The organism is Pantoea sp. UYEF8 (genome assembly GCF_040546285.1).
Lineage (GTDB): Bacteria > Pseudomonadota > Gammaproteobacteria > Enterobacterales > Enterobacteriaceae > Pantoea > Pantoea brenneri.
The window spans coordinates 57,348-78,218 of the sequence record NZ_JBEPNM010000002.1; the positions used below are offsets into that span (position 1 = coordinate 57,348).

Genomic DNA, 20,871 nt, shown 5'->3' on the forward strand with positions numbered 1-20,871 from the left:
GGCGCAGGGAAAAATCATGTTCAAATATGACCTGAACCTGATCCAGACCGGCTAAAAGGTTTACAGGTGCGGCGGTAAAAGCCATCCCAGACTGAGCAGGCTGTCGGTATACGGCACCAGCAGAAAGTGGATTGCCAGATAGCCGATCAGCGACAGTACCACGGTAAACGGCAGTGCCATCCAAACCATCCGTCCGTATGAGAGACGAATCAGTGGTGCCAGGGCCGAGGTCAGCAGGAACAGGAACGCCGCCTGGCCATTCGGTGTGGCGACTGACGGCAGATTGGTACCGGTGTTGATCGCCACCGCCAGCAACTCAAACTGCCGGGCGTCAATCGCGCCACGATCAAAAGCATGACGCGCCTCATTGATATAAACCGATCCGACGAAGACGTTATCTGAAATGGACGAGAGCAGGCCGTTGAAGACGTAGAACCACTTAAGCTGGGCGTCGGGCTCCGTGCTGAGCACAAAGGTGACCAGCGGTGCAAACAGTTGCTGCTCAATGATCACCGCCACGATAGCAAAAAACACCGTCAGCAATGCGGTAAACGGCAGCGCTTCGGTGAACGCCTGACCAATCGCATGCTCATCGGTGATGCCGCACAGCGCCGTCGCCATAATAATCACCGATAGCCCAATCAGACCGACCTCTGCCAGATGAAACGCCAGCGCGACAATTAACCAGATGCCAATCGCCGCCTGAATCCACAGTTTCAGCTTCTCCTGGCGGGTACGCTGTGCAGCGTTCTGCTGTTCACTCTCTTCCAGCAGTTGACGCACGCTGGCGGGCAGGGTGGCACCATAGCCAAACCAGCGGAATTTTTCGACCAGCACGCTGGTGACGATGCCGAAGATCAGTACCGGGACCGTTACCGGCGCCATCCGCAGAAAGAACTGGACGAAGTCCCAGCTGGCGGCATGGGCAATAATCAGGTTTTGCGGTTCTCCCACCATGGTCATCACGCCACCCAGTGCGGTACCGACGCCCGCCTGCATCATCAGGCTGCGCAGAAAGGCCCGGAACTGTTCCAGCGTCTCACGCTGCGCCAGCGGATGATGCTGATATTGCGGATCCGAGGCGATACGGTGATAGATCTCATAAAAGCTGACGGCCACGCTGATCACCACGGCCAGTACCGTCAGTGCGTCAAGGAAGGCGGAAAGAAAGGCGGCGGCCAGACAGAACGTCACGCCGAGCAGCACTTTTGAGCGGATGGACAGCAGCAGGTGGGTAAAGACAAACAGCAGCAGCTGCTTCATAAAGAAGATGCCCGCCACCATAAAGATCAGCAGCAACAGCACTTCCAGATTATTTGCCAGCTCGGTTTTGACCTGATCGGCGCTGGCCATGCCGATAATTATCGCCTCAACCGCCAGCAGGCCGCCTGGCAACAGCGGATGGCATTTAAGCGCCATGCCGAGGGTAAAAATAAATTCCGCTACCAGCAACCAGCCGGCGGCAAACGGGCTGACAAACGCATAAATCAACGGATTCACGATCAGGAAAACCAGCATTAATGCTTTATACCAGTCGGGCGACTGGCCGAGAAAATTCCGTTTTAACGCCTGCCCATATGTCATATCCATCGGAATAAGTATCCTGTTGTTGTGTATGGATTTCTGCCGCAAAGAATAATCCTTAGCGGGGCCTGGCGCAAATTAGCACGGTTCCACCGTGAGTCAGCCCTGAAAATTGGCTCTGCGTCCGGTTTAAATAGTTGCGCAGGCTATATCCGCTATAGGGCGTCTGGTATGATGAGTGCCCATCACAATTAAGAAAGCAACGAGAACACACTGCTATGGTAATTAAGGCTCAGAGCCCAGCGGGATTTGCTGAAGAGTATATTATTGAAAGCATCTGGAACAGCCGCTTTCCGCCAGGGTCGATTCTTCCTGCTGAACGTGAGCTTTCTGAATTGATTGGGGTAACACGTACCACCCTGCGTGAAGTGCTACAGCGCCTGGCGCGTGATGGCTGGCTGACCATTCAGCACGGTAAACCGACCCGGGTCAATGACTTCTGGGAAACCTCCGGACTGAATATTCTGGAAACCCTGGCGCGTCTCGATCACGACAGCGTGCCGGTGTTGATCGATAACCTGCTGTCGGTTCGCACCAATATATCGTCAATTTTTATCAGTCGTGCCCTGCGTCATCATCCGGAAAAAGCGCGTGAAGTGCTGGAAACCGTCGCCAGTGCCGACGACCAGGCGGATGCCTATACCGAACTCGACTACCGGATATTCCGCGGTCTGGCGTTTGCCTCCGGCAACCCCATCTACGGCTTGATCCTGAATGGGCTGAAAGGGCTCTATACCCGGGTAGGACGTCACTACTTCTCCAACCCGGAAGCGCGTCAGGTGGCGCGTGATTTCTACCTCTCGCTGCTGGCGCTGTGCGATAAAGAACCGAGCCAGGATGAGATCGTGGATGCGGTGCGCAACTACGGCCGTCGCAGCGGTGAAATCTGGCACAGCATGCAAAAAAGCATGCCGGATGACCTCGGCAGTAAACGCTAAAAAAAACCGGACATCACGTCCGGTTTTTTATTCTCAGGTTACAGTGGTGAACCGCGTGGGGGATTGCGATCCAGCAGCTCAACGCTGCCATCTTCATTCTGTTGTTCAAGAATCACATCAAATCCCCACAGACGATGGACATGCTTCAGCACTTCGCGCCGGCTTTTATCCAGCGGGGTGCGACTCTGCGGCACATAGCGCAACGTCAGCGATCGATCGCCACGTAAGTCCACGTTATAAACCTGAATGTTAGGCTCCAGATTGCTCAGGTTGTACTGGGCCGACAGCTGCTGGCGAATCGCCCGGTAGCCCGCTTCATCGTGGATAGCCGCAATCTCAAGGTAATTATTGCGGTCATCATCCAGCACGGTAAACAGCCGGAAGTCACGCATCACTTTCGGCGACAGGAACTGGCTGATGAAGCTCTCATCCTTGAATTCACGCATCGCGAAGTGCAGGGTTTCCAGCCAGTCCGAACCGGCGATATCCGGGAACCAGTAGCGATCCTCTTCGGTCGGTGACTGACAGATACGTTTGATGTCCTGGAACATCGCAAACCCTAAGGCGTAAGGGTTGATGCCGTTGTACCACTGGCTATTGTACGGCGGCTGAAACACCACGTTAGTGTGGCTGTGCAGGAACTCCATCATGAAGCGTTCCGACACTTTGCCTTCGTCATACAGATGGTTAAGGATGGTGTAGTGCCAGAAGGTGGCCCAGCCTTCGTTCATCACCTGCGTCTGCTTTTGCGGATAGAAATACTGGCTCACCTTACGCACGATGCGCAGGATTTCACGCTGCCACGGCTCCAGCAACGGCGCGTTCTTTTCCATAAAGTAGAGCAGGTTCTCCTGCGGTTCAGACGGATAACGCGCTGCTTCAACCTGCACCGTCTCTTTTTCACGCCGTGGCAGAGTGCGCCACAGAGTATTTACCTGGCTTTGCAGATACTCTTCGCGGCTCTTCTGTCGCGCTTTCTCCTCCTGCAGCGAGATCTTCTGCGGCCGTTTATAACGGTCAACGCCGTAGTTCATCAGCGCGTGACAGGAGTCGAGCAGTCGTTCGACTTCCTCAACGCCGTAGCGCTCCTCGCAATCACTGATGTAATTTTTGGCAAATAGCAGGTAATCAACTATCGAACCAGCGTCGGTCCAGCTGCGGAACAGGTAGTTATTTTTGAAGAAAGAGTTATGACCGTAACAGGCGTGCGCCATCACCAGCGCCTGCATGGTCATGGTGTTCTCTTCCATCAGATAAGCGATGCAGGGATTGGAGTTGATTACAATCTCGTAGGCCAGACCCTGCTGACCATGCTTGTAGCGCTGTTCGGTTTCAATGAACTTCTTACCGAATGACCAGTGTGAATAATTGATCGGCATACCGACGCTGGAATAAGCGTCCATCATCTGCTCAGAGGTGATCACTTCGATTTGGTGCGGATAGGTATCGAGCCGGTAGAGTTTCGCCACGCGGTCGATCTCGGCTAAGTAGACATCGAGGAGTTCAAATGTCCAGTCTGGTCCGTCATTGAGTCGTTTGCTGTCCTTGATGGGATCGTCAAAGATTGTCGTCATAGCGCACCTCTTTTTTTGCAAACTGGCTGACCCGAAAGGCAACCCGTTCCGGTTATTTAAGGCTTCATCCTGAGAAAGGGAACCCGAAAAAAACTGAGCGAACACAACAATGATAGCCCACTGTCGCTTATCCGAAATGCGAACTCAAATGAATTCTTTGGCAGAAAATCATTCAGAGTGGATTGATGTGGAATTTAATAGCCTTTAACTCGACCATAAATTTAAAATCTGGAATATAATCCTGTTTATAAGCGGTTTGTATGGGGTTGAATGATTCTCCTGCCAAAAGCAGATTTAACTGGCTTCGTTGTCATTTATTTCTGAATTGGCCCGATAAGGCGGATAAATCTCTGTATTTTGCACGGCGATATGATTTTAGTTACCTGTTAAGTAAAAAAGATGTGAAATAGTTGCTGAAATTTCGGGGTGATATCTGCTGAGCGAATCCGCTGAATGTCGCCTGATGAACAGTGAATTATGCTTTTACATGCCGGGTGGGGGACATATGCACGTTGTGATTCTGGGAAGTGGTGTGGTGGGTGTAGCCAGCGCATGGTATCTGGCGCGGGCCGGACATCAGGTGACGGTGATTGATCGTCAGCCTGCCGCGGCGCTGGAGACCAGCGCGGGCAATGCCGGGCAGATTTCGCCAGGCTATGCGGCGCCCTGGGCGGCGCCGGGCGTGCCGTTGAAAGCGGTTAAATGGATGTTTCAGCGGCATGCACCGCTGGCGGTGCGGCTGGATGGCAGCAGCTTCCAGCTGGAATGGATGTGGCAGATGTTACGTAACTGCGATATCAACCACTATCAGCAGAATAAAAGCCGGATGGTACGGATTGCGGAATACAGCCGCGATTGCCTGAAAGCGCTGCGCGCCGAAACCGGTATCGCCTATGAAGGCCGGCAGGGCGGCACCCTGCAACTGTTCCGCACCCAACAGCAGTACGACAGCGCCAGCAAAGATATCGCGGTGCTACGCGAAGCGGGCGTGCCCTACGAATTGCTGGAAGCGCATCAGCTGGCGCGGGTTGAACCGGCGCTGGCGGCCACCCAGCATAAACTGACCGGCGGTTTACGCCTGCCGAATGATGAAACTGGCGACTGCCAGCTGTTTACCCAGCGGCTGGCAAAGATGGCAGAACAGGCCGGCGTGGTGTTCCGCTTCAATACCCCCATCGATCACCTGCTGCGCGACGGTAACCGCATCTACGGCGTGAAGTGCGGCGAGGAGATCATCAAAGCGGATCAGTATGTGGTAGCGCTGGGTTCCTACTCCACCGCGCTGCTGCGCAACGTGGTCGACATCCCGGTCTATCCGCTGAAAGGCTATTCGCTCACCATCCCGATTAAAAATCCGGATGCCGCCCCGGTCTCCACCATTCTCGACGAAACCTACAAAGTCGCGGTAACCCGCTTTGACGATCGTATCCGGGTTGGCGGCATGGCGGAAATCGTTGGTTTTAACACCAGACTGACCGAAGCACGGCGGGAAACGCTGGAGATGGTGGTCAGTGATCTCTATCCTGAAGGCGGTCATCTGGCGCAGGCCAGCTTCTGGACCGGATTGCGTCCCATGACGCCTGACGGTACGCCAATTGTCGGTGCGACCCCGGTGGCTAACCTCTGGCTCAACACCGGTCACGGGACACTGGGCTGGACGATGGCCTGCGGTTCAGGTCAGCTGCTGGCCGATCTGATTTCCGGCAAAAAACCGTCGATCGCCGCGGATGACTTATCGGTGTTTCGCTATTTACCCAGTTTCGTGGCGAGTGCTTCGCCACTGCGTAACGCCAACGCTACTCGTTAAGCTCTCAGGGAGAGGAAGGATGTCACGTCCGATTGTCGCTACCATTAATCAGCAGGCATTGCGGCATAACCTGGCGGTGGTTCGCCAGGCCGCGCCTGCGTCCCGCGTCTGGTCGGTGGTTAAGGCTAACGCTTACGGTCATGGTCTTGCCCGCGTCTGGGAAAGTCTGGCCACCACCGACGGTTTTGCCCTGCTTAATCTGGAAGAGGCGATTCTGCTGCGCGAGCAGGGCTGGAAAAAACCGATCCTGCTGCTGGAGGGATTTTTTCAGCCAGAGGATCTGCAGCTGATCGATCGCTATCGCCTGACCACCAGCGTGCACAGTAACTGGCAGATTAAAGCGCTGGCTAACGCGACGCTGTCGGCACCGGTTGATATCTATCTTAAGGTCAACAGCGGGATGAACCGGCTCGGTTTCCGGCCCGAACAGGTGAATGCAGCGTGGCAGAAACTGCGCGCACTTAACAACGTCGCTGAAATGACGCTGATGGCCCATTTCGCGGATGCGGAGAATCCCGACGGCATTATCGTTCCGCTGCAGCGGATTGAACAAGCGGCCGAGGGGCTGAACTGCCCGCGATCGCTGTCCAACTCTGCCTGTACCCTGTGGCACCCTGAAGCGCATTATGACTGGGTGCGGCCCGGCATTATTTTGTATGGCGCGTCACCGAGCGGCGACTGGCAGGATATTGCCAGCAGCGGTCTGGAACCGGTGATGACGCTGAGCAGTGAGATTATCGGCATTCAGCAGCTGCAGGCGGGTGATGGTGTTGGCTATGGCTACCGTTATCATGCCACCCAGGCGCAGCGGATTGGCGTAGTGGCCTGTGGCTATGCGGATGGCTATCCGCGCCATGCGCCTACCGGAACGCCGGTCAGCGTTGATGGGATCATGACTCAGGTGGTGGGTGCGGTATCAATGGACATGATCACCGTCGATCTGACCCCCTGTCCGCAGGCCGGAATCGGCTCGCGGGTTGAATTGTGGGGCGAACAGGTGAAAATCGATCAGGTGGCAAAAGCGGCCGGAACGGTAGGGTACGAACTGATGTGCGCACTGGCTCCCCGCGTTCCGGTTCAGCTAAGTTAAATTCAGGTCAGCGCGGTCACCCGGCCGCGCATCTTCCTGCTGCAGCGCCAGGCGATCAACGCCAGTATGGCACCCAGCAACATCATCAGGCTCAGTGACAGCTTCTCAGCCATCGGCAGCGCCACGATAATCAGGCTGCCTGCCGCACCGCCCGCCATCTGGATAAATCCCTGTAAGGCGGATGCCACCCCAGCCTGTTGCTGATACGGCTCCAGTGCATAGCTGGTGGCCGGACCGACGGTAAACGCCAGTCCCGCGACTGATACCGCCACCGGGAACATATACAGCGCCCAGTGAGTCTGCATCGATGCCGGGAACAGCATCATTCCTGCCAGCAACAGCAGCGCGCCCAGCAGCATAGTGACAAACCCCATTGCCAGACAGAAAGGCCGTCCCGCTTTGCGGATGGTTTTATTGACGAACACACTGACGAACATGATCCAGAAGCCGTTAGCGCCAAAGGCAAAGGAGAACTGAATCGGCGATAAGCCACCCTCGGTCATCAAAACCTGCGGAGCCAGCGAGACATAGGTCAGCACCATGCCCAGAGCGCCTGCATTGGCAAAGGCAAAGGCGAGGAAGCGTGGCTGACGCAGAATGGCGGCATACTGCGCAATCGGCAGGCCTTTGACCCGCAGAGTATCGGCCGGACGCGTTTCCGGCAGCCAGATAATCACCAGCAGCATGATCAGCGCGCCGTAGCCGCACAGGAACCAGAAGGGCGCGCGCCAGTCAAAGGCGCTGGCCAGCAGGCCACCCAGCAGCGGTGCCAGGGCTGGGACGATGTTTAACGCGCCATTCAGAAAGCCGTAGGCGCGTGCCGCATCATCACCGCTCAGACGGTCACGTACGCCGCTGAAGGCAACCACCGCACTACAACAGACGCCACAGCCCTGCACCAGACGGGCAATCAGGAACAGCGGAAACGAGGTGGCCGTGGCGGCGATGACGCTGCCTGCGATGTAAAGCGCCAGCCCCAGCAGGGCGATCGGCTTGCGACCGTAGTTATCCACCAGCGGACCGGTCACCAGTTGTCCCAGTCCCATCACCAGCAGAAACAGGGGAATGGTGGTCTGCACCAGATTGACCGGGGTATTCAGCCCTTCCGCAATCTGCGGCAGTGTGGGCAAATAGAGATCGATGCCTAAAGGTGCCAGCAGCACCAGGCTCAATAACAGTAGAGTAAATTTTTGCATAACGACCAGAGGGTAAACGTTCTGTTAAAAAACGAGCCGCAGAGGGTAATGATTCAGGGCGAAAAAAGATAGAGGGGAACGTGCGGAAGTTGCGATGCCTGCTGTAAACAGGCATCGCATAACAGGTTTAGTAAGCACCGTCACGGCGCAGTACCACCCCGGCGGTTTTGAACAGAATGGCGATATCGGTCCACAGCGCCCAGTTTTTGACATACCAGGAGTCAAAGTAGACGCGGGTATCATAATCAATGTCATTACGTCCGCTGACCTGCCACAAGCCGGTCATTCCGGGCTTCGCCATCAGATAGTAATCGACATCGCCAGCATAACGTTCCAGCTCCGCTTCAATCACCGGACGCGGCCCGACCAGACTCATCTCACCACGGATCACGTTCCACAGCTGCGGCAGCTCATCCAGACTGGTTTTACGCAGGAAGCCACCGATCTTTGTAATGCGCGGATCGTTCTTCAGTTTAAAGTCCTTATCCCACTCAATGCGCGCCGCTTCGCTGGTGGCCAGCAGATTCTCCAGCACTTCCTTCGAGTTGGTGACCATTGAACGGAACTTAAGGCATTTAAACTTCTTACCATCCTGGCCGACGCGCTCATGGCCGTAAATCGCGTTGCCGCCGTCGCGTTTCACCATGTAGCAGAGCAGGGCGAAAATCGGACCGAGAAACAGCAGCAGCATCGAAGCGACAATCAGGTCAAAGGCGCGCTTCAGGAACCGCGACGAGTATTTGGCCAGGTTGTTGCTGACCCGCAGGATCATCACTTCATGGCTGAAGATAAACGACATGTCGGTACCGTAGAGTGGCACACCGCGCAGGGTCGGGATCACTGAGACAGAGCGACAGTTCATCTTCGACAGGAACTTCAGCCAGCGGTCGCGCATCGGTTGCTGCTCATATTCCATCGCCACAATAAACTGCACGTTGTCGCGGTCGATAGTTTGCCAGTTGATATCTTTCCAGGTGATCACCGGCACGCCATTAACCGTTTGCTGCGCCGGTACGTCATCTACCGAGATAAATGCCTGCACGTTATAGCCGAGGATCTCCTCGCTCTGCAGCGCGGCGTAGGCTTCGGTGGCGTTACGGCCGGAACCAATAATAATGGTCTCTTTCTGCCACTGACCGGCTTTATTAATGGCGCGCTTAACCAACGCGCGCATTAACGGCAGCAGCAGCAGTGCGTACGTCCAGCTGAACACCCACACCATGCGGGAAAAATCCCACTTAGAGAAAGCAATCAGGGCGAGATCGAGCAGGGAGAAAACGAAAAGCGTCTTAACGATTTCTTTCAGCTCGAACCAAAAGGGTTTGCGATAGGTGTAGTGACGCAGGCGTACCCAGAACCAGCCGGTACACATGACGGACATAATAAACTGCGCGACAAAACGGTATTCAATTTGTTGCGGGGGAATAAAAGTATCCAGCTCTCCCCAAATACCCTGAATAGTGGCGGCCGATAAAAACAACGCCAGATTAAGTGCAATCAAATCAGAAAAACTCAGGGCGAACTTTACGATGATATTTTTACGCGTTCCGCTCCACGAGCGGCTCGGGTTATTCATTATCAATGTACTTGCCATAAAACCTGCTCTCTTTCTTAAGTAAAAGATGGCCTGACCAGAATCAAGTACGCGTTCAGGAGTGGGCTACTGAAAAAATTAAAAAATAATTTTCAGTCTGTTGCAGTCAGTACAGCCAAACGAAGCTGCGAAAAGAGTGACTGACAAAGCGTGATGTCACTCACGAAATATTGCAGCGTTGAGAAAGAGTATGCAGGAGTTATTTGACAGAGTTAATACGGAAAAAATCTGAAAACATCAAAATTGATTAAAGTTTTAAAAGGGTAACTGATTGTTCTGGCAGGATAAAATAAGAGAAGGGGCGGTTATAACCAAACTGTTTAAGACTATTTTTAGGAATTACCGCCAGATTGTCCGACTGGCGGTAAGGCAGGTAACTCAGGCTGGCTTCTTTAAAATCCAGCGGTCCTGCTGTTTATCGTAATGCCCGATTTGCAGATTAACCGGTTCGCCGTCGATCCAGGCCGGAACGCTGGTATCACGATCCCAGCCATCCAGTTGCGTAATTAAGCCGGGATTAGTGTCACAGGGGATACTGACGGTGTCGGGGTTCTCACTGTCAAGATCGGCATCCACAATCTCATAACGTCCAATTTTAACCACGTGTCCCATTCATTTCTCCCGTTTATGCTGGCTTGAACTATTAGCTTAGTGCATCAGCAGAAATTAACGTGGCTGAATGATTAGGATTATTCCTTCTCTTCAGCCGGACGCACACCAATCTTCACGATCCGGTTATCTTCTTTCTCGGCGACGGTCCAGGTCAGCTGATTCCATTCCACCTGGTCGCCCACCACCGGCGCGCCACCCAGCATGCTGAGCATCAGTTGTCCCAGCGATTGCTGGTCATTGGTCGCCTCGTCCAGTTCGAGGCCGTAGATTTGCGCCACATCCCGCAGACGGGCTTCTGCATCGAGGATGAAGTCACCAAAGAAGCGCTGATCGAGAGAGACCGGCGGCGACTGACTGAACATCTTGCCGAGCGCCGGCAGATCGCGTTCGCGGCCAATCACGCAGATTACATCGTTCTCTTTCAGGCGCGTCCCGCCGTTGGGGTGCATCAGCACATTGTCGCGGAACAGCGCCGCAATCCGGGTCTCACGCGGCATCTGCAAATCACGCAGCGCGGCACCGACACACCATTTATCGGCGCTGAGCTGATAAACAAACTGCTCCCACGGATTCTCCGGGTGAATATCCAGACCCACCCGGCTGATCGGCGAGGCGGTCGGCGGCACCACCACTTTGGCTTTTTTGGCGGCAAAGCCCAGCGAGGTGCCCTGCAGCATCAGCGACACCAGCACCACGAAGAAGGCAATATTGAAATAGAGCGAGGCGTTTTCCAATCCCGCCATCATCGGGAAGACCGCCAGGATAATCGGCACCGCACCGCGTAAGCCCACCCAGCTGATAAAGAAACGTTCGCGGGTAGTGAAACTGCGGAACGGCAGCAGGCCAATAAACACCGACAACGGACGTGCCACCAGAATCAGCCACAGCGACAGGATCATCGCCGGCACGGCGATATGCCACAGGTCAGACGGGGTAACCAGCAGACCAAGCACGATGAACATCCCGATCTGACTCAGCCAGGCCATGCCGTCGAAGGTCTGCAAAATACCGTGACGGTTACGGATTGGGCTGTTGCCCAGCAGAAAGCCGCACAGGTAGACCGCGAGGATGCCGCTGCCTTCTAATACCGTGGTCAGGGCGAAAACCAGAATGCCGCCACTCAACGCCAGCAGCGGATAGAGCCCGCCAGCCAGGCTGATGCGGTTGATCAACTGTTGCAGCGCCCAGCCGCCGCCCAAACCTAGCACAATACCCAGCCCGAACTGCTGCACCAGATGCACCAGGAACATCCAGTCGAGCCCGGTCTGACCCTGCTCAATCATCTCAATCAGGGTAATGGTCAGAAACACCGCCATCGGGTCGTTACTGCCGGATTCAATCTCAAGAGTGGAGCTGACGCGCTCATTGAGCCCCTTATCGCCCAGCAGCGAGAACACCGCCGCCGCATCGGTTGAACCGATAATCGCGCCAATCAGAAAACCCTGCATCATATCCAGATTAAACAGCCAGGCCGCCACCACGCCGGTTAAGCCGGCGGTAATCATTACGCCGATGGTCGCCAGCGACAGGGCGGGCCCCAACGCCACCTTAAACGAGCTGGCTTTGGTTCGCATGCCACCATCCAGCAGGATGATAGCCAGCGCCAGGTTGGAGATCAGATAAGCGGCGGGATAGTTATCAAAGGCGATACCGCCGATGCCATCAATCCCGGTCAGCATGCCGAGTGCCAGGAAGATAACCAGGATAGGAATGCCGAGGCGCGAGGAGAAAGAGCTGAGCAAAATGCTCGAGGCGACCAGCACGGAACCGATGATAAACAGACTGTAAACTATGGTGTGGTTCAAACCCGGGCTCCTGAGATATGGCGTTGAGTTGCATCAAATCATGACAAATGTCCATGCTATGTCTAAAAGATAATGTTTTATCAAGGAGTTGTCATGGTCAAAATGAAAATTATACGAATTGCTTATTGGCTTATGGAATCAGATTAATGTGAAGAATGAGGGAGTTGGCAGGCAAGGGGGAGAAAAACGACTGTTTTATCAGATTATTCAGCAGATAAAAAACAAGCCGGTGATAAGCCGGCTTGGATGATCAGGCTTCGGTCGCCTGTTTATGAAACAGAGAACGGAACACCGGATAGATATCTTCCGGTTCGCGAATATGCTCTATCGCGAAGTTGTCGAACATCGCCTGCAGATGCTCATACTCGCGCCACAAGGTCTGGTGGGCGCGACGGGTGATTTCGATATAACTGTAGTAACGCACCACGGGCAGGATATTCTTCGCCAGAATTTCGTGACAAAGCGGTGAATCATCGGCCCAGTTATCGCCATCGGACGCCTGCGCAGCGTAGATATTCCACTGCGCCGGGTCATAGCGATCCTTGACCACCTCATCCATCAGCTTCAGCGCGCTGGAAACGATGGTGCCACCGGTCTCCTGCGAGTAGAAGAACTCCTGTTCATCAACCTCTTTAGCCTGAGTGTGGTGACGGATATAGACCACATCGACATTCTTGTAGGTCCGGCTCAGGAACAGATAGAGCAAAATGTAGAAACGCTTGGCCATATCTTTAGTGGCCTGATCCATTGAACCCGAAACATCCATTAAGCAGAACATCACCGCCTGGCTGGAGGGCTCCGGACGCTTCTCAAAGTTTTTGTAGCGCAGGTCAAAGGTGTCGATAAACGGCACCCGCTCGATGCGTGCGCGCAGTTCAGCGATATCCTTGCGCAGACGCTCCTCTTCCAGCAGCTGGGCCGGTTCCGATTTCTCAACGATGCTGAGCGTCTCTTCCAGCTCGTGCAGCATGCGCCGTTTCCCTGCGGTCATCGCCGTACGGCGCGCCAGTGAATTTTGCAACGAGCGCACCACACTGATGTTGGCGGGCACCCCGTTAGAGGTGTAGCCGGCGCGGTGCGTTTTGTATTCATTCAGCTGACGATGCTGGTTACGACGCAGGTTGGGCAGCGCCAGATCTTCAAACAGCAGATCGAGATATTCATCCTTGGAAATCTGAAAGACGAATTCATCCTGTCCTTCGCCATCCTGACTGGCGTTGCCCTGACCACTGCCGCCGCCACCGCCGCCCTGCGGTCGCTCAATGCGATCATTCTGCACAAAATGGTCGTTTCCGGGATGCACGCGATGGCGATTGCCGCCGCGTCCCTGGTGGAAAATCGGCTCATTGATGTCATCAATAGGTATCGAAACAGATTCACCGCTGCTGACGTCGGTAACCGAGCGTTTATTGATGGCCTCGGAGATCGACTGCTTGATTTGCGACTTGTAACGGCGCAAGAAGCGCTGGCGGTTAACCGCGCTCTTGTTTTTACCGTTCAGCCGGCGATCGATGAAATAGGCCATAGTGTTCCCCCAAACTACATTGCAAGCAGGTCGGGCTAGCCCGACCTTTAGACGACCGGTATCGAAATACCGGTTTGCTTACTTTAATCAGGACGATTTACGCACACGCAAATACCATTCACACAGCAGGCGCACCTGTTTGCGGGTATAGCCTTTTTCCATCATGCGATCGACGAAATCATCATGTTTCTTCTGCTCATCGGTAGAGGTCTTGGTATTGAAGGAGATCACCGGCAGCAACTCTTCCGTATTCGAGAACATTTTCTTCTCGATCACGGTGCGTAATTTCTCGTAACTGGTCCAGTTCGGATTGCGACCGTTATTGTGTGCCCGGGCGCGCAGCACAAAGTTGACAATCTCGTTACGGAAATCTTTCGGGTTACTGATACCAGCAGGTTTCTCAATCTTCTCCAGCTCCGCATTCAGCGATTCACGATCGAACAGCTGACCGGTATCGGGATCGCGATACTCCTGATCCTGAATCCAGAAGTCGGCGTAGGTCACGTAGCGATCGAAGATGTTCTGACCATACTCGGAATAGGATTCCAGGTAAGCGGTCTGAATCTCTTTGCCAATGAACTCAGCGTATTTCGGGATCAGATAGCCTTTCAGGTGCTCCAGGTATTTTTCCGCCTGGTCCTGCGGGAACTGCTCACGTTCAATCTGCTGCTCCAGCACGTAAAACAGGTGCACCGGGTTGGCCGCCACTTCGGCATGGTCAAAGTTGAAGACGCGCGACAGGATCTTAAAGGCAAAACGGGTCGACAGACCGTTCATCCCTTCATCCACGCCAGCGTAGTCATGATACTCCTGCCACGATTTGGCTTTAGGATCGGTATCTTTCAGGCTTTCACCGTCATAAACCCGCATTTTGGAGTAGATGCTTGAGTTTTCCGGATCTTTCAGCCGCGACAGAATTGAGAAGCGAGCCAGGGTTTCCAGCGTGCCGGGTGCACAAGGCGAGGTGGCCAGCTCACTGTGATTCAGCAGTTTTTCATAAATTTTGATCTCTTCCGAGACCCGCAGGCAATAAGGCACTTTGACGATGTAAACACGGTCAAGGAACGCCTCATTGTTTTTGTTATTACGGAAGGTGACCCATTCTGATTCGTTAGAGTGCGCCAGAATGATGCCGTTAAACGGCAGGGCCGAAATACCCTCGGTACCGTTATAGTTACCTTCCTGGGTAGCGGTCAGTAAGGGATGCAGTACCTTAATCGGCGCCTTAAACATCTCGACGAATTCCATGATGCCCTGGTTAGCGCGGCACAGTGCGCCGGAGTAGCCGTAGGCATCAGGATCGTTTTGCGCGTGATTTTCCAGTTTACGGATGTCCACTTTACCCACCAGCGCCGAGATATCCTGGTTGTTCTCATCGCCAGGTTCGGTTTTGGCAATCGCCAGTTGTTCAAGAATCGATGGCCAGACCTTAACCACTTTAAAGCGTGAGATATCGCCACCGAAATCGTGCAGACGTTTGGCCGCCCACGGCGACATAATGGTACCGAGGTAGCGACGCGGCACGCCGTACTCTTTTTCAAGGATATGGGCATCTTCCTGCGGGTTGAACAGGCAGAGCGGATGGTCATTGACCGGGCTGCGTTCGCCATCGGCGCTCAGCACGTAGATCGGTACGCGCTGCATCAGCGATTTAAGCCGCTCAGCCAGCGAGGATTTACCGCCGCCGACCGGACCCAGCAGATAGAGGATCTGTTTCTTCTCTTCAAGTCCCTGAGCGGCATGTTTCAGGTAGGAGACGATTTGTTCAATCGCTTCCTCCATGCCGTAAAACTCCTCGAACGCCGGATAGCGTCCCATCACACGGTTGGAGAATATTCTGGAAAGGCGTGGCTCCTGAGCAGTGTCAACCATTACTGGCTCACCAATAGCCATTAACAGTCGCTCTGCAGCGTTGGCGTATGCACTGCGATCCTGCTTACAGATAGCAAGAAATTCCTGCAGTGTGAACTCTTCGTCCTTGGCAGCTTCATAACGCTGACGATAGTGATCGAATATATTCATAGCGATGCCCGTCCTTTCGTTTTTAGCACAGGTAAGGAGCGTAATTAGAGGCTCATGCAGCTCCCGGAAGATATTCTCTATTGAGTACAGCAACCCTTATGCCAACCTGATCGTTTTTATCGGGATACACAACTTTTATGGTTACTCTGCTCGTACAATATGTCTGGTCTTACTTCTAACTGTAGATGGCTTCTAAGAAATTTCCTCCATGGCTGTGGATAGGTGAGGGTGAGATCAACAACATAATCGGTTTGATGTAAGGCCGGTATGCGCCTCTGTTGACTTAACTTAACGTGATTTTAACCTTTAATGCCACTTTCAGCGGCTGGTCGCTTAAAGGAATTCGATATAAGTTAATCCAGTCGCAAAAAAACGTTAGACTTCATGTTTGATTGTTATATTTATGGAATGAATAAATTGTGAACCAATTCAAATTTAAGGCGCTTGTCGCACTTTTACCTTGTTATTTGCTCTCTGGCGGCGTTAACGCCGCACCGCTTTCTGTCGGTGCTTCAGTGATTTATGCCGAGTCCCCTTATCGTGGTGGTCAGGACCGTTATCTGCCGGTTCCGGTGATCAATTACGAAGGTGAAGACTTCTGGTTCCGCAGCCTGCAGGGCGGTTACTACCTGTGGAAAGATCCGCAGAACCAGCTGTCACTGACGGTGCTCGGTTCCCCGCAGGAGTACAAACCCAGCGACAACGATCTGGGCGATATGAAAGGGCTGGATAAACGTCGCATGACCCTGATGGCGGGTGCTACCTACCGTCATACTGCCGACTGGGGTATTGTTCGCACCGCCTTACTGGGTGACGTGCTGAACAACAGCAACGGTATGATCTGGGACTTAACCTACCTTTACCGTTTCGAAATGGGTGATTTCAGCCTGACGCCAGGTATTGGTGCGATGTGGAACAGTGCCAATCAAAACCGTTATTACTACGGTGTTTCCGGCCATGAAAGCGCCCGAACCGGCATCAGCCGCTACAATCCGGATGACAGCTGGTCACCTTATGTCGAGCTGAGCGCCAGCTATCAGATTTCGCCGGAGTGGAACGTTGGCGTCGTCGGTCGCTATACCCGCTTCGACAGCGAAATCAAAGACAGCCCGATGATTGATAAAAGCGGCCAGGCGACACTCTGGACCGGCGTCAGTTACACCTTCTGATAACGCACTAAGCGAGGGCATTTTATGCCCTCTGTTCTTTTATGGGGCCTCATAATGGGGCGGGAGAGCGGAATGCGTAACCTCATCAATTTTGCCGGCCATCACTCTCTGCCGGTGATCGGCCAGGGCAGCTGGTATATGGGCGAAAATCCGGCGCAGCGTGCAACCGAAGTCGCTGCGCTGCAGGCCGGACTGGCATGCGGTCTGCGCCTGATCGACACGGCGGAAATGTACGCTGACGGCGCTGCCGAACAGGTAGTGGGTGAAGCGCTGCAGGGGCGTCGTGACCAGGCACTGGTGGTGTCTAAAGTCTATCCGTGGAATGCCGGTGAGCAGGATGCTATCGGGGCCTGCGAGCGCAGCCTGCGCCGCCTGAGAACCGATTATCTCGATCTTTACCTGCTGCACTGGCGCGGTAACGTTCCGCTGGAAGAGACAATACGGGCGATGGAACGTCTGCAGCAGCAGGGTAAAATCCGCTACTGGGGCGTCTCTAATTTCGATACCGATGATATGGCTGAGCTGTGGGATGAAGCGGGTGGGGCGCAGTGCGCGACCAATCAGGTACTGTACCATCTTGGCTCACGCGGCATTGAATATGATCTGTTGCCAGCTTGCCAGCAGCGAAACCTGCCGATCATGGCTTATTGTCCGCTGGCACAGGCCGGACGACTACGCGATAGCCTGTTCAGCGATCCACAACTGACCCGGCTTGCACAGCAAAAGAGCATCAGCGTGGCGCAGCTACTGCTGGCGTGGGTAATCCGTCAGACTGGGGTTATCGCCATTCCCAAAGCCAGTTCTGTCGCCCATGTGCAGGAAAATGCTGCGGCGCTGGAGGTGGTTCTGACAGAGGACGATCTCAGCCTGATCAACCAGCGTTATCCGGCACCGCAGCACAAGTTGCCGCTCGACGTGGTTTAAGCCTTAACCGCCTCGCCGCTGACTTTTTTCTTCAGGCGGAAGGTGGTGGCCAGACGGGCCGGCTTTTCGCCTGCACTGCGCAGTGGCTTGTTGATACGGGCCGTCTCGACGCAAACCATGGTCTTGTAGCCCTCATTCGGCATATCGGCCATGCTGCAGGAGAGCTCAACCCCTGGATTCCACGTAACAACGTCACTGTGATGGTGATGATAGACTTCAATCTGCCGCTGAGCAGCCGGATCGTTGATCACTGAGCAGTCTTCGGCTGCGGTAAAGATGCGGTCAATCCGGCCCGGATAGCGCTGCTTACCGTCACTGCTGCCGATCTCACCCTGATTTACCTTGTCGATATAGCTGTTTCCCAGCCCTGACACTTCAACGCCGCTGATATCGCTGACGGTGAAATAACTGTGCAGCGCGGCGGTTGCTTCAAAGTCACCGTGCGCTTCCAGTTCGATCTCGCAATGCTGGCCGAGCCGGAAGCGGGCAATTAAGGTGAACTCATGCGGCCACAGCTTCAGCGTCTGAGCATTGCTTTCCAGCACCAGCGTCAGCATCACGCCATCTTCATTTTCATCATGCGCTGACAGCGTCCACGGCTGATTGCGAGCAAAGCCGTGCGCCGGTTCGCCTGCCGGGCCAAACCAGGGCCAGCAGATCGGTACGCCGCCGCGAATCGCTTTACCGGCCGCAAACTGGCTCTTGTCACTGAGCCACAGTACCGGTTGCTCACCGCTGGGCTGCCAGGCAATCAGATGGGCGCCCTGCAGTGTCAGAGCCGCACGTACTTTGGGATGACTGACGATAATCGCCGGCAGTTCTCCGACCTGACGCTGCGAGAGGTAAGGGGAGATCTGCGTCACCACCGGCAGAGAAAACAGTTTATCTTGCATGTTCGATTCCTTCCTGAGCGGATCAAAAAAAGGGCGACCGAAGTCGCCCTTATTCTCAATGATGTCTGGCTGCCTTATTTAGCAGAAACCAGCGCAATCAGGTCGAGAACTTTGTTTGAGTAGCCAGTTTCGTTGTCATACCAGGAAACCAGTTTCACAAAGTTGTCGTTCAGCGCGATACCGGCTTTAGCGTCAAACACTGAAGTCAGGATTTCGCCGTTGAAGTCAGTAGAAACCACGTCATCTTCAACATAGCCCAGCACGTCTTTCATCTCGCCTTCTGCAGCGGCTTTGATAGCAGCACAGATTTCTTTGTAAGAAGCCGCTTTTTCCAGACGTACAGTCAGGTCAACGACGGAGACGTTAGGGGTTGGTACGCGGAAAGCCATACCGGTCAGTTTGCCGTTCAGCTCTGGCAGAACTTTACCCACTGCTTTCGCTGCGCCAGTTGATGAAGGGATGATGTTCTGAGATGCGCCGCGGCCGCCGCGCCAGTCTTTGTGAGACGGGCCATCAACGGTTTTCTGGGTAGCGGTAGTTGCGTGAACAGTGGTCATCAGACCTTCAACGATACCAAACTTGTCGTTGATCACTTTTGCCAGTGGAGCCAGGCAGTTAGTGGTGCACGATGCGTTAGAAACGATATCCTGACCCTGGTATTTGTCGAAGTTTGCACCACGAACAAACATTGGGGTGTCATCTTTCGATGGACCAGTCAGAACAACTTTCTTCGCGCCTGCAGTGATGTGTTTACGTGCAGTTTCATCGGTCAGGAAAATACCGGTTGCTTCAGCAACAACGTCAACGCCGACTTCGTCCCACTTCAGGTTAGCCGGATCTCTCTCAGAGGTAACACGGATTTTCTTGCCGTTAACAACCAGCGCGCCGTCCTGAACTTCTACGGTGCCGTCGAAACGACCGTGAGTAGAGTCATACTTCAGCATGTACGCCATGTAATCGGCGTCCAGCAGGTCGTTGATTGCAACGATTTCGATGTCAGAACGCTGTTGAGCAGCACGGAAAACGATGCGACCGATACGGCCAAAACCGTTGATACCTACTTTGATAGTCATATATTCCACCAGCTATTTGTTAGTGAATAAAAGGTTGCCTGTAAAATTACAAAAACCTTACCAGGCGTCAAGCGGAATCGTGTCAATTGTTGCGACAGGTCAATTCGCCTGAAAGGAATTATTCGATGCGCAATCGCTTGCGGACCGCCAATGATATCGCGCTTCGTTTAATCAATCGCCGAATATATAGGGATGCTCCGGATAAAAGGTGATCGAAGTCACAAATCCGGGTTGCAGACGTCGGACTGAAAGGGTGAGCACGAAAAAAGACCCGCCTTATGTTGATCATTTGTTAGAATAGTAGTCGAAATTTTCAGAATGGCACCTTCCGGAATCTTAAAAATGGCTAAAGACACCGCACCCGAAGCAAAAATTGCGCAGCTGACAGAAATGCAGCGTTATGTGACCCAGCATCGCGGAACGGAGCCGCCTTACAGTGGCGCACTGCTGCACAACAAACAGGAAGGCATTTACCACTGTCTGGTCTGTAACGCGCCGCTGTTTCTGTCTGAGACCAAGTATGATTCAGGTTGTGGCTGGCCGAGCTTTTACCAGCCGGTGAGCGACGACGCGATTCGTTATATTGAAGATGATTCACACGGCATGCAGCGCATTGAGATTCGCTGTGGTCAATGTGACGCACATCTGGGACACGTCTTCCCTGATGGCCCGCAGCCGACCGGAGAACGCTATTGCGTCAACTCCGCCTCACTGAATTTTACTGACGAGCAGGGCGAACAGACCAAAGGATAATGGCGATGAAGCAGCAACTTGAAGCGATGCTCGCCGCAATGACGCCGGAAGTCTATCAGCGACTGGCGACGGCGGTAGAGATTGGGAAATGGCCGGATGGCGTAGCGCTAACGCAGGAACAGCGCGACAACTGCCTGCAGCTGGTGATGCTGTGGCAGGCGCGGCATAACGACAGCCCGCAGCACATGACGATTGGCAAAGACGGTGAGATGGTCACGAAGTCGAAAAAGCAGCTTAAAGAAGAGTTAGGCATCGACTCAGACGTGACCCGCCTCAACCTGCACTGAGTGAGCCACCTTCACCGTCAACGGT

Annotated in this window: 17 protein-coding genes; 7 read left to right on the forward strand and 10 right to left on the reverse strand. The window is 54.0% G+C overall.

The annotated features are described in order from the left end of the window. Nucleotides 1-60 precede the first annotated feature (60 nt). A complete protein-coding gene (gene nhaB, locus ABIB18_RS03760; protein WP_354473693.1) occupies nt 61-1,590 on the reverse strand; it encodes a sodium/proton antiporter NhaB in 1,530 nt (509 codons plus the stop codon). A 212-nt stretch (nt 1,591-1,802) separates the two neighbouring features. On the opposite strand from nhaB, the gene fadR reads away from it, so the two are divergent. After that, nucleotides 1,803-2,522 carry a fatty acid metabolism transcriptional regulator FadR gene (gene fadR / locus ABIB18_RS03765; protein ID WP_031374614.1) on the forward strand — a complete coding sequence of 240 codons (720 nt, stop codon included), beginning with the start codon at nt 1,803-1,805 and terminating at the stop codon, nt 2,520-2,522. Between the two features lie 38 nt (nt 2,523-2,560). On the opposite strand, the gene ABIB18_RS03770 is transcribed toward fadR, so the two are convergent. Further along, nucleotides 2,561-4,096, reverse strand: coding sequence for a SpoVR family protein (locus tag ABIB18_RS03770; RefSeq protein ID WP_031374613.1), 1,536 nt, complete (start codon nt 4,094-4,096; stop codon nt 2,561-2,563). Between the two features lie 487 nt (nt 4,097-4,583). On the opposite strand from ABIB18_RS03770, the gene ABIB18_RS03775 reads away from it, so the two are divergent. Both ABIB18_RS03775 and dadX read left to right on the forward strand, forming a co-directional pair. Further along, nucleotides 4,584-5,903, forward strand: coding sequence for a D-amino acid dehydrogenase (locus ABIB18_RS03775; RefSeq protein WP_354473836.1), 1,320 nt, complete (start codon nt 4,584-4,586; stop codon nt 5,901-5,903). 19 nt (nt 5,904-5,922) lie between these two features. Then, nucleotides 5,923-6,993: a catabolic alanine racemase DadX gene (gene dadX / locus ABIB18_RS03780; RefSeq protein WP_031374611.1), complete on the forward strand. Its 1,071-nt coding sequence runs from the start codon at nt 5,923-5,925 to the stop codon at nt 6,991-6,993. 2 nt (nt 6,994-6,995) lie between these two features. On the opposite strand, the gene ABIB18_RS03785 is transcribed toward dadX, so the two are convergent. The 6 genes from ABIB18_RS03785 to yeaG all read right to left on the reverse strand — a co-directional run bounded on the left by ABIB18_RS03785 (nt 6,996) and on the right by yeaG (nt 15,747). Beyond that, nucleotides 6,996-8,189 (reverse strand): multidrug effflux MFS transporter, encoded by a 1,194-nt coding sequence (locus ABIB18_RS03785; RefSeq protein WP_316552875.1) that lies wholly within the window; start codon nt 8,187-8,189, stop codon nt 6,996-6,998. A 127-nt stretch (nt 8,190-8,316) separates the two neighbouring features. Then, entirely contained in the window at nt 8,317-9,783 is a 1,467-nt protein-coding gene (gene wbaP / locus ABIB18_RS03790; protein ID WP_031374609.1) for an undecaprenyl-phosphate galactose phosphotransferase WbaP, read from the reverse strand. Between the two features lie 378 nt (nt 9,784-10,161). After that, a complete protein-coding gene (locus ABIB18_RS03795) occupies nt 10,162-10,395 on the reverse strand; it encodes a DUF1480 family protein (protein ID WP_069728546.1) in 234 nt (77 codons plus the stop codon). Between the two features lie 77 nt (nt 10,396-10,472). Continuing rightward, nucleotides 10,473-12,200, reverse strand: a complete 1,728-nt coding sequence (locus ABIB18_RS03800; protein WP_031374607.1) for a potassium/proton antiporter — start codon at nt 12,198-12,200, stop codon at nt 10,473-10,475. A gap of 250 nt (nt 12,201-12,450) precedes the next feature. Beyond that, a complete protein-coding gene (locus ABIB18_RS03805; protein WP_089561432.1) occupies nt 12,451-13,725 on the reverse strand; it encodes a YeaH/YhbH family protein in 1,275 nt (424 codons plus the stop codon). 87 nt (nt 13,726-13,812) lie between these two features. Then, nucleotides 13,813-15,747: a protein kinase YeaG gene (yeaG, locus tag ABIB18_RS03810; protein ID WP_031374605.1), complete on the reverse strand. Its 1,935-nt coding sequence runs from the start codon at nt 15,745-15,747 to the stop codon at nt 13,813-13,815. Between the two features lie 419 nt (nt 15,748-16,166). Here yeaG and ABIB18_RS03815 point away from each other — a divergent pair, with 419 nt between their 5' ends. Then, nucleotides 16,167-16,916 carry a MipA/OmpV family protein gene (locus ABIB18_RS03815; protein ID WP_031374604.1) on the forward strand — a complete coding sequence of 250 codons (750 nt, stop codon included), beginning with the start codon at nt 16,167-16,169 and terminating at the stop codon, nt 16,914-16,916. Nucleotides 16,917-16,988: 72 nt separating this feature from the next. Next, nucleotides 16,989-17,840, forward strand: a complete 852-nt coding sequence (locus tag ABIB18_RS03820) for an aldo/keto reductase (protein WP_354473694.1) — start codon at nt 16,989-16,991, stop codon at nt 17,838-17,840. On the opposite strand, the gene ABIB18_RS03825 is transcribed toward ABIB18_RS03820, so the two are convergent. Beyond that, a complete protein-coding gene (locus ABIB18_RS03825; protein ID WP_069728543.1) occupies nt 17,837-18,733 on the reverse strand; it encodes a D-hexose-6-phosphate mutarotase in 897 nt (298 codons plus the stop codon). The genes ABIB18_RS03820 and ABIB18_RS03825 overlap by 4 nt on opposite strands. Before the next feature lie 74 nt (nt 18,734-18,807). After that, nucleotides 18,808-19,806, reverse strand: coding sequence for a glyceraldehyde-3-phosphate dehydrogenase (gene gapA / locus ABIB18_RS03830; RefSeq protein WP_069728542.1), 999 nt, complete (start codon nt 19,804-19,806; stop codon nt 18,808-18,810). A 342-nt stretch (nt 19,807-20,148) separates the two neighbouring features. Between gapA and msrB the strand changes: the two genes are divergently transcribed. Together msrB and ABIB18_RS03840 are read left to right on the forward strand one after the other, a co-directional pair. Continuing rightward, on the forward strand, nt 20,149-20,559 hold the full coding sequence (gene msrB / locus ABIB18_RS03835; RefSeq protein WP_031374600.1) for a peptide-methionine (R)-S-oxide reductase MsrB: 411 nt from the start codon (nt 20,149-20,151) through the stop codon (nt 20,557-20,559). A gap of 5 nt (nt 20,560-20,564) precedes the next feature. After that, the gene (locus ABIB18_RS03840; RefSeq protein WP_354473695.1) at nt 20,565-20,846 is read left to right on the forward strand and encodes a YeaC family protein; all 282 of its coding nucleotides are present in this window, start codon (nt 20,565-20,567) and stop codon (nt 20,844-20,846) included. Nucleotides 20,847-20,871 lie beyond the last annotated feature (25 nt).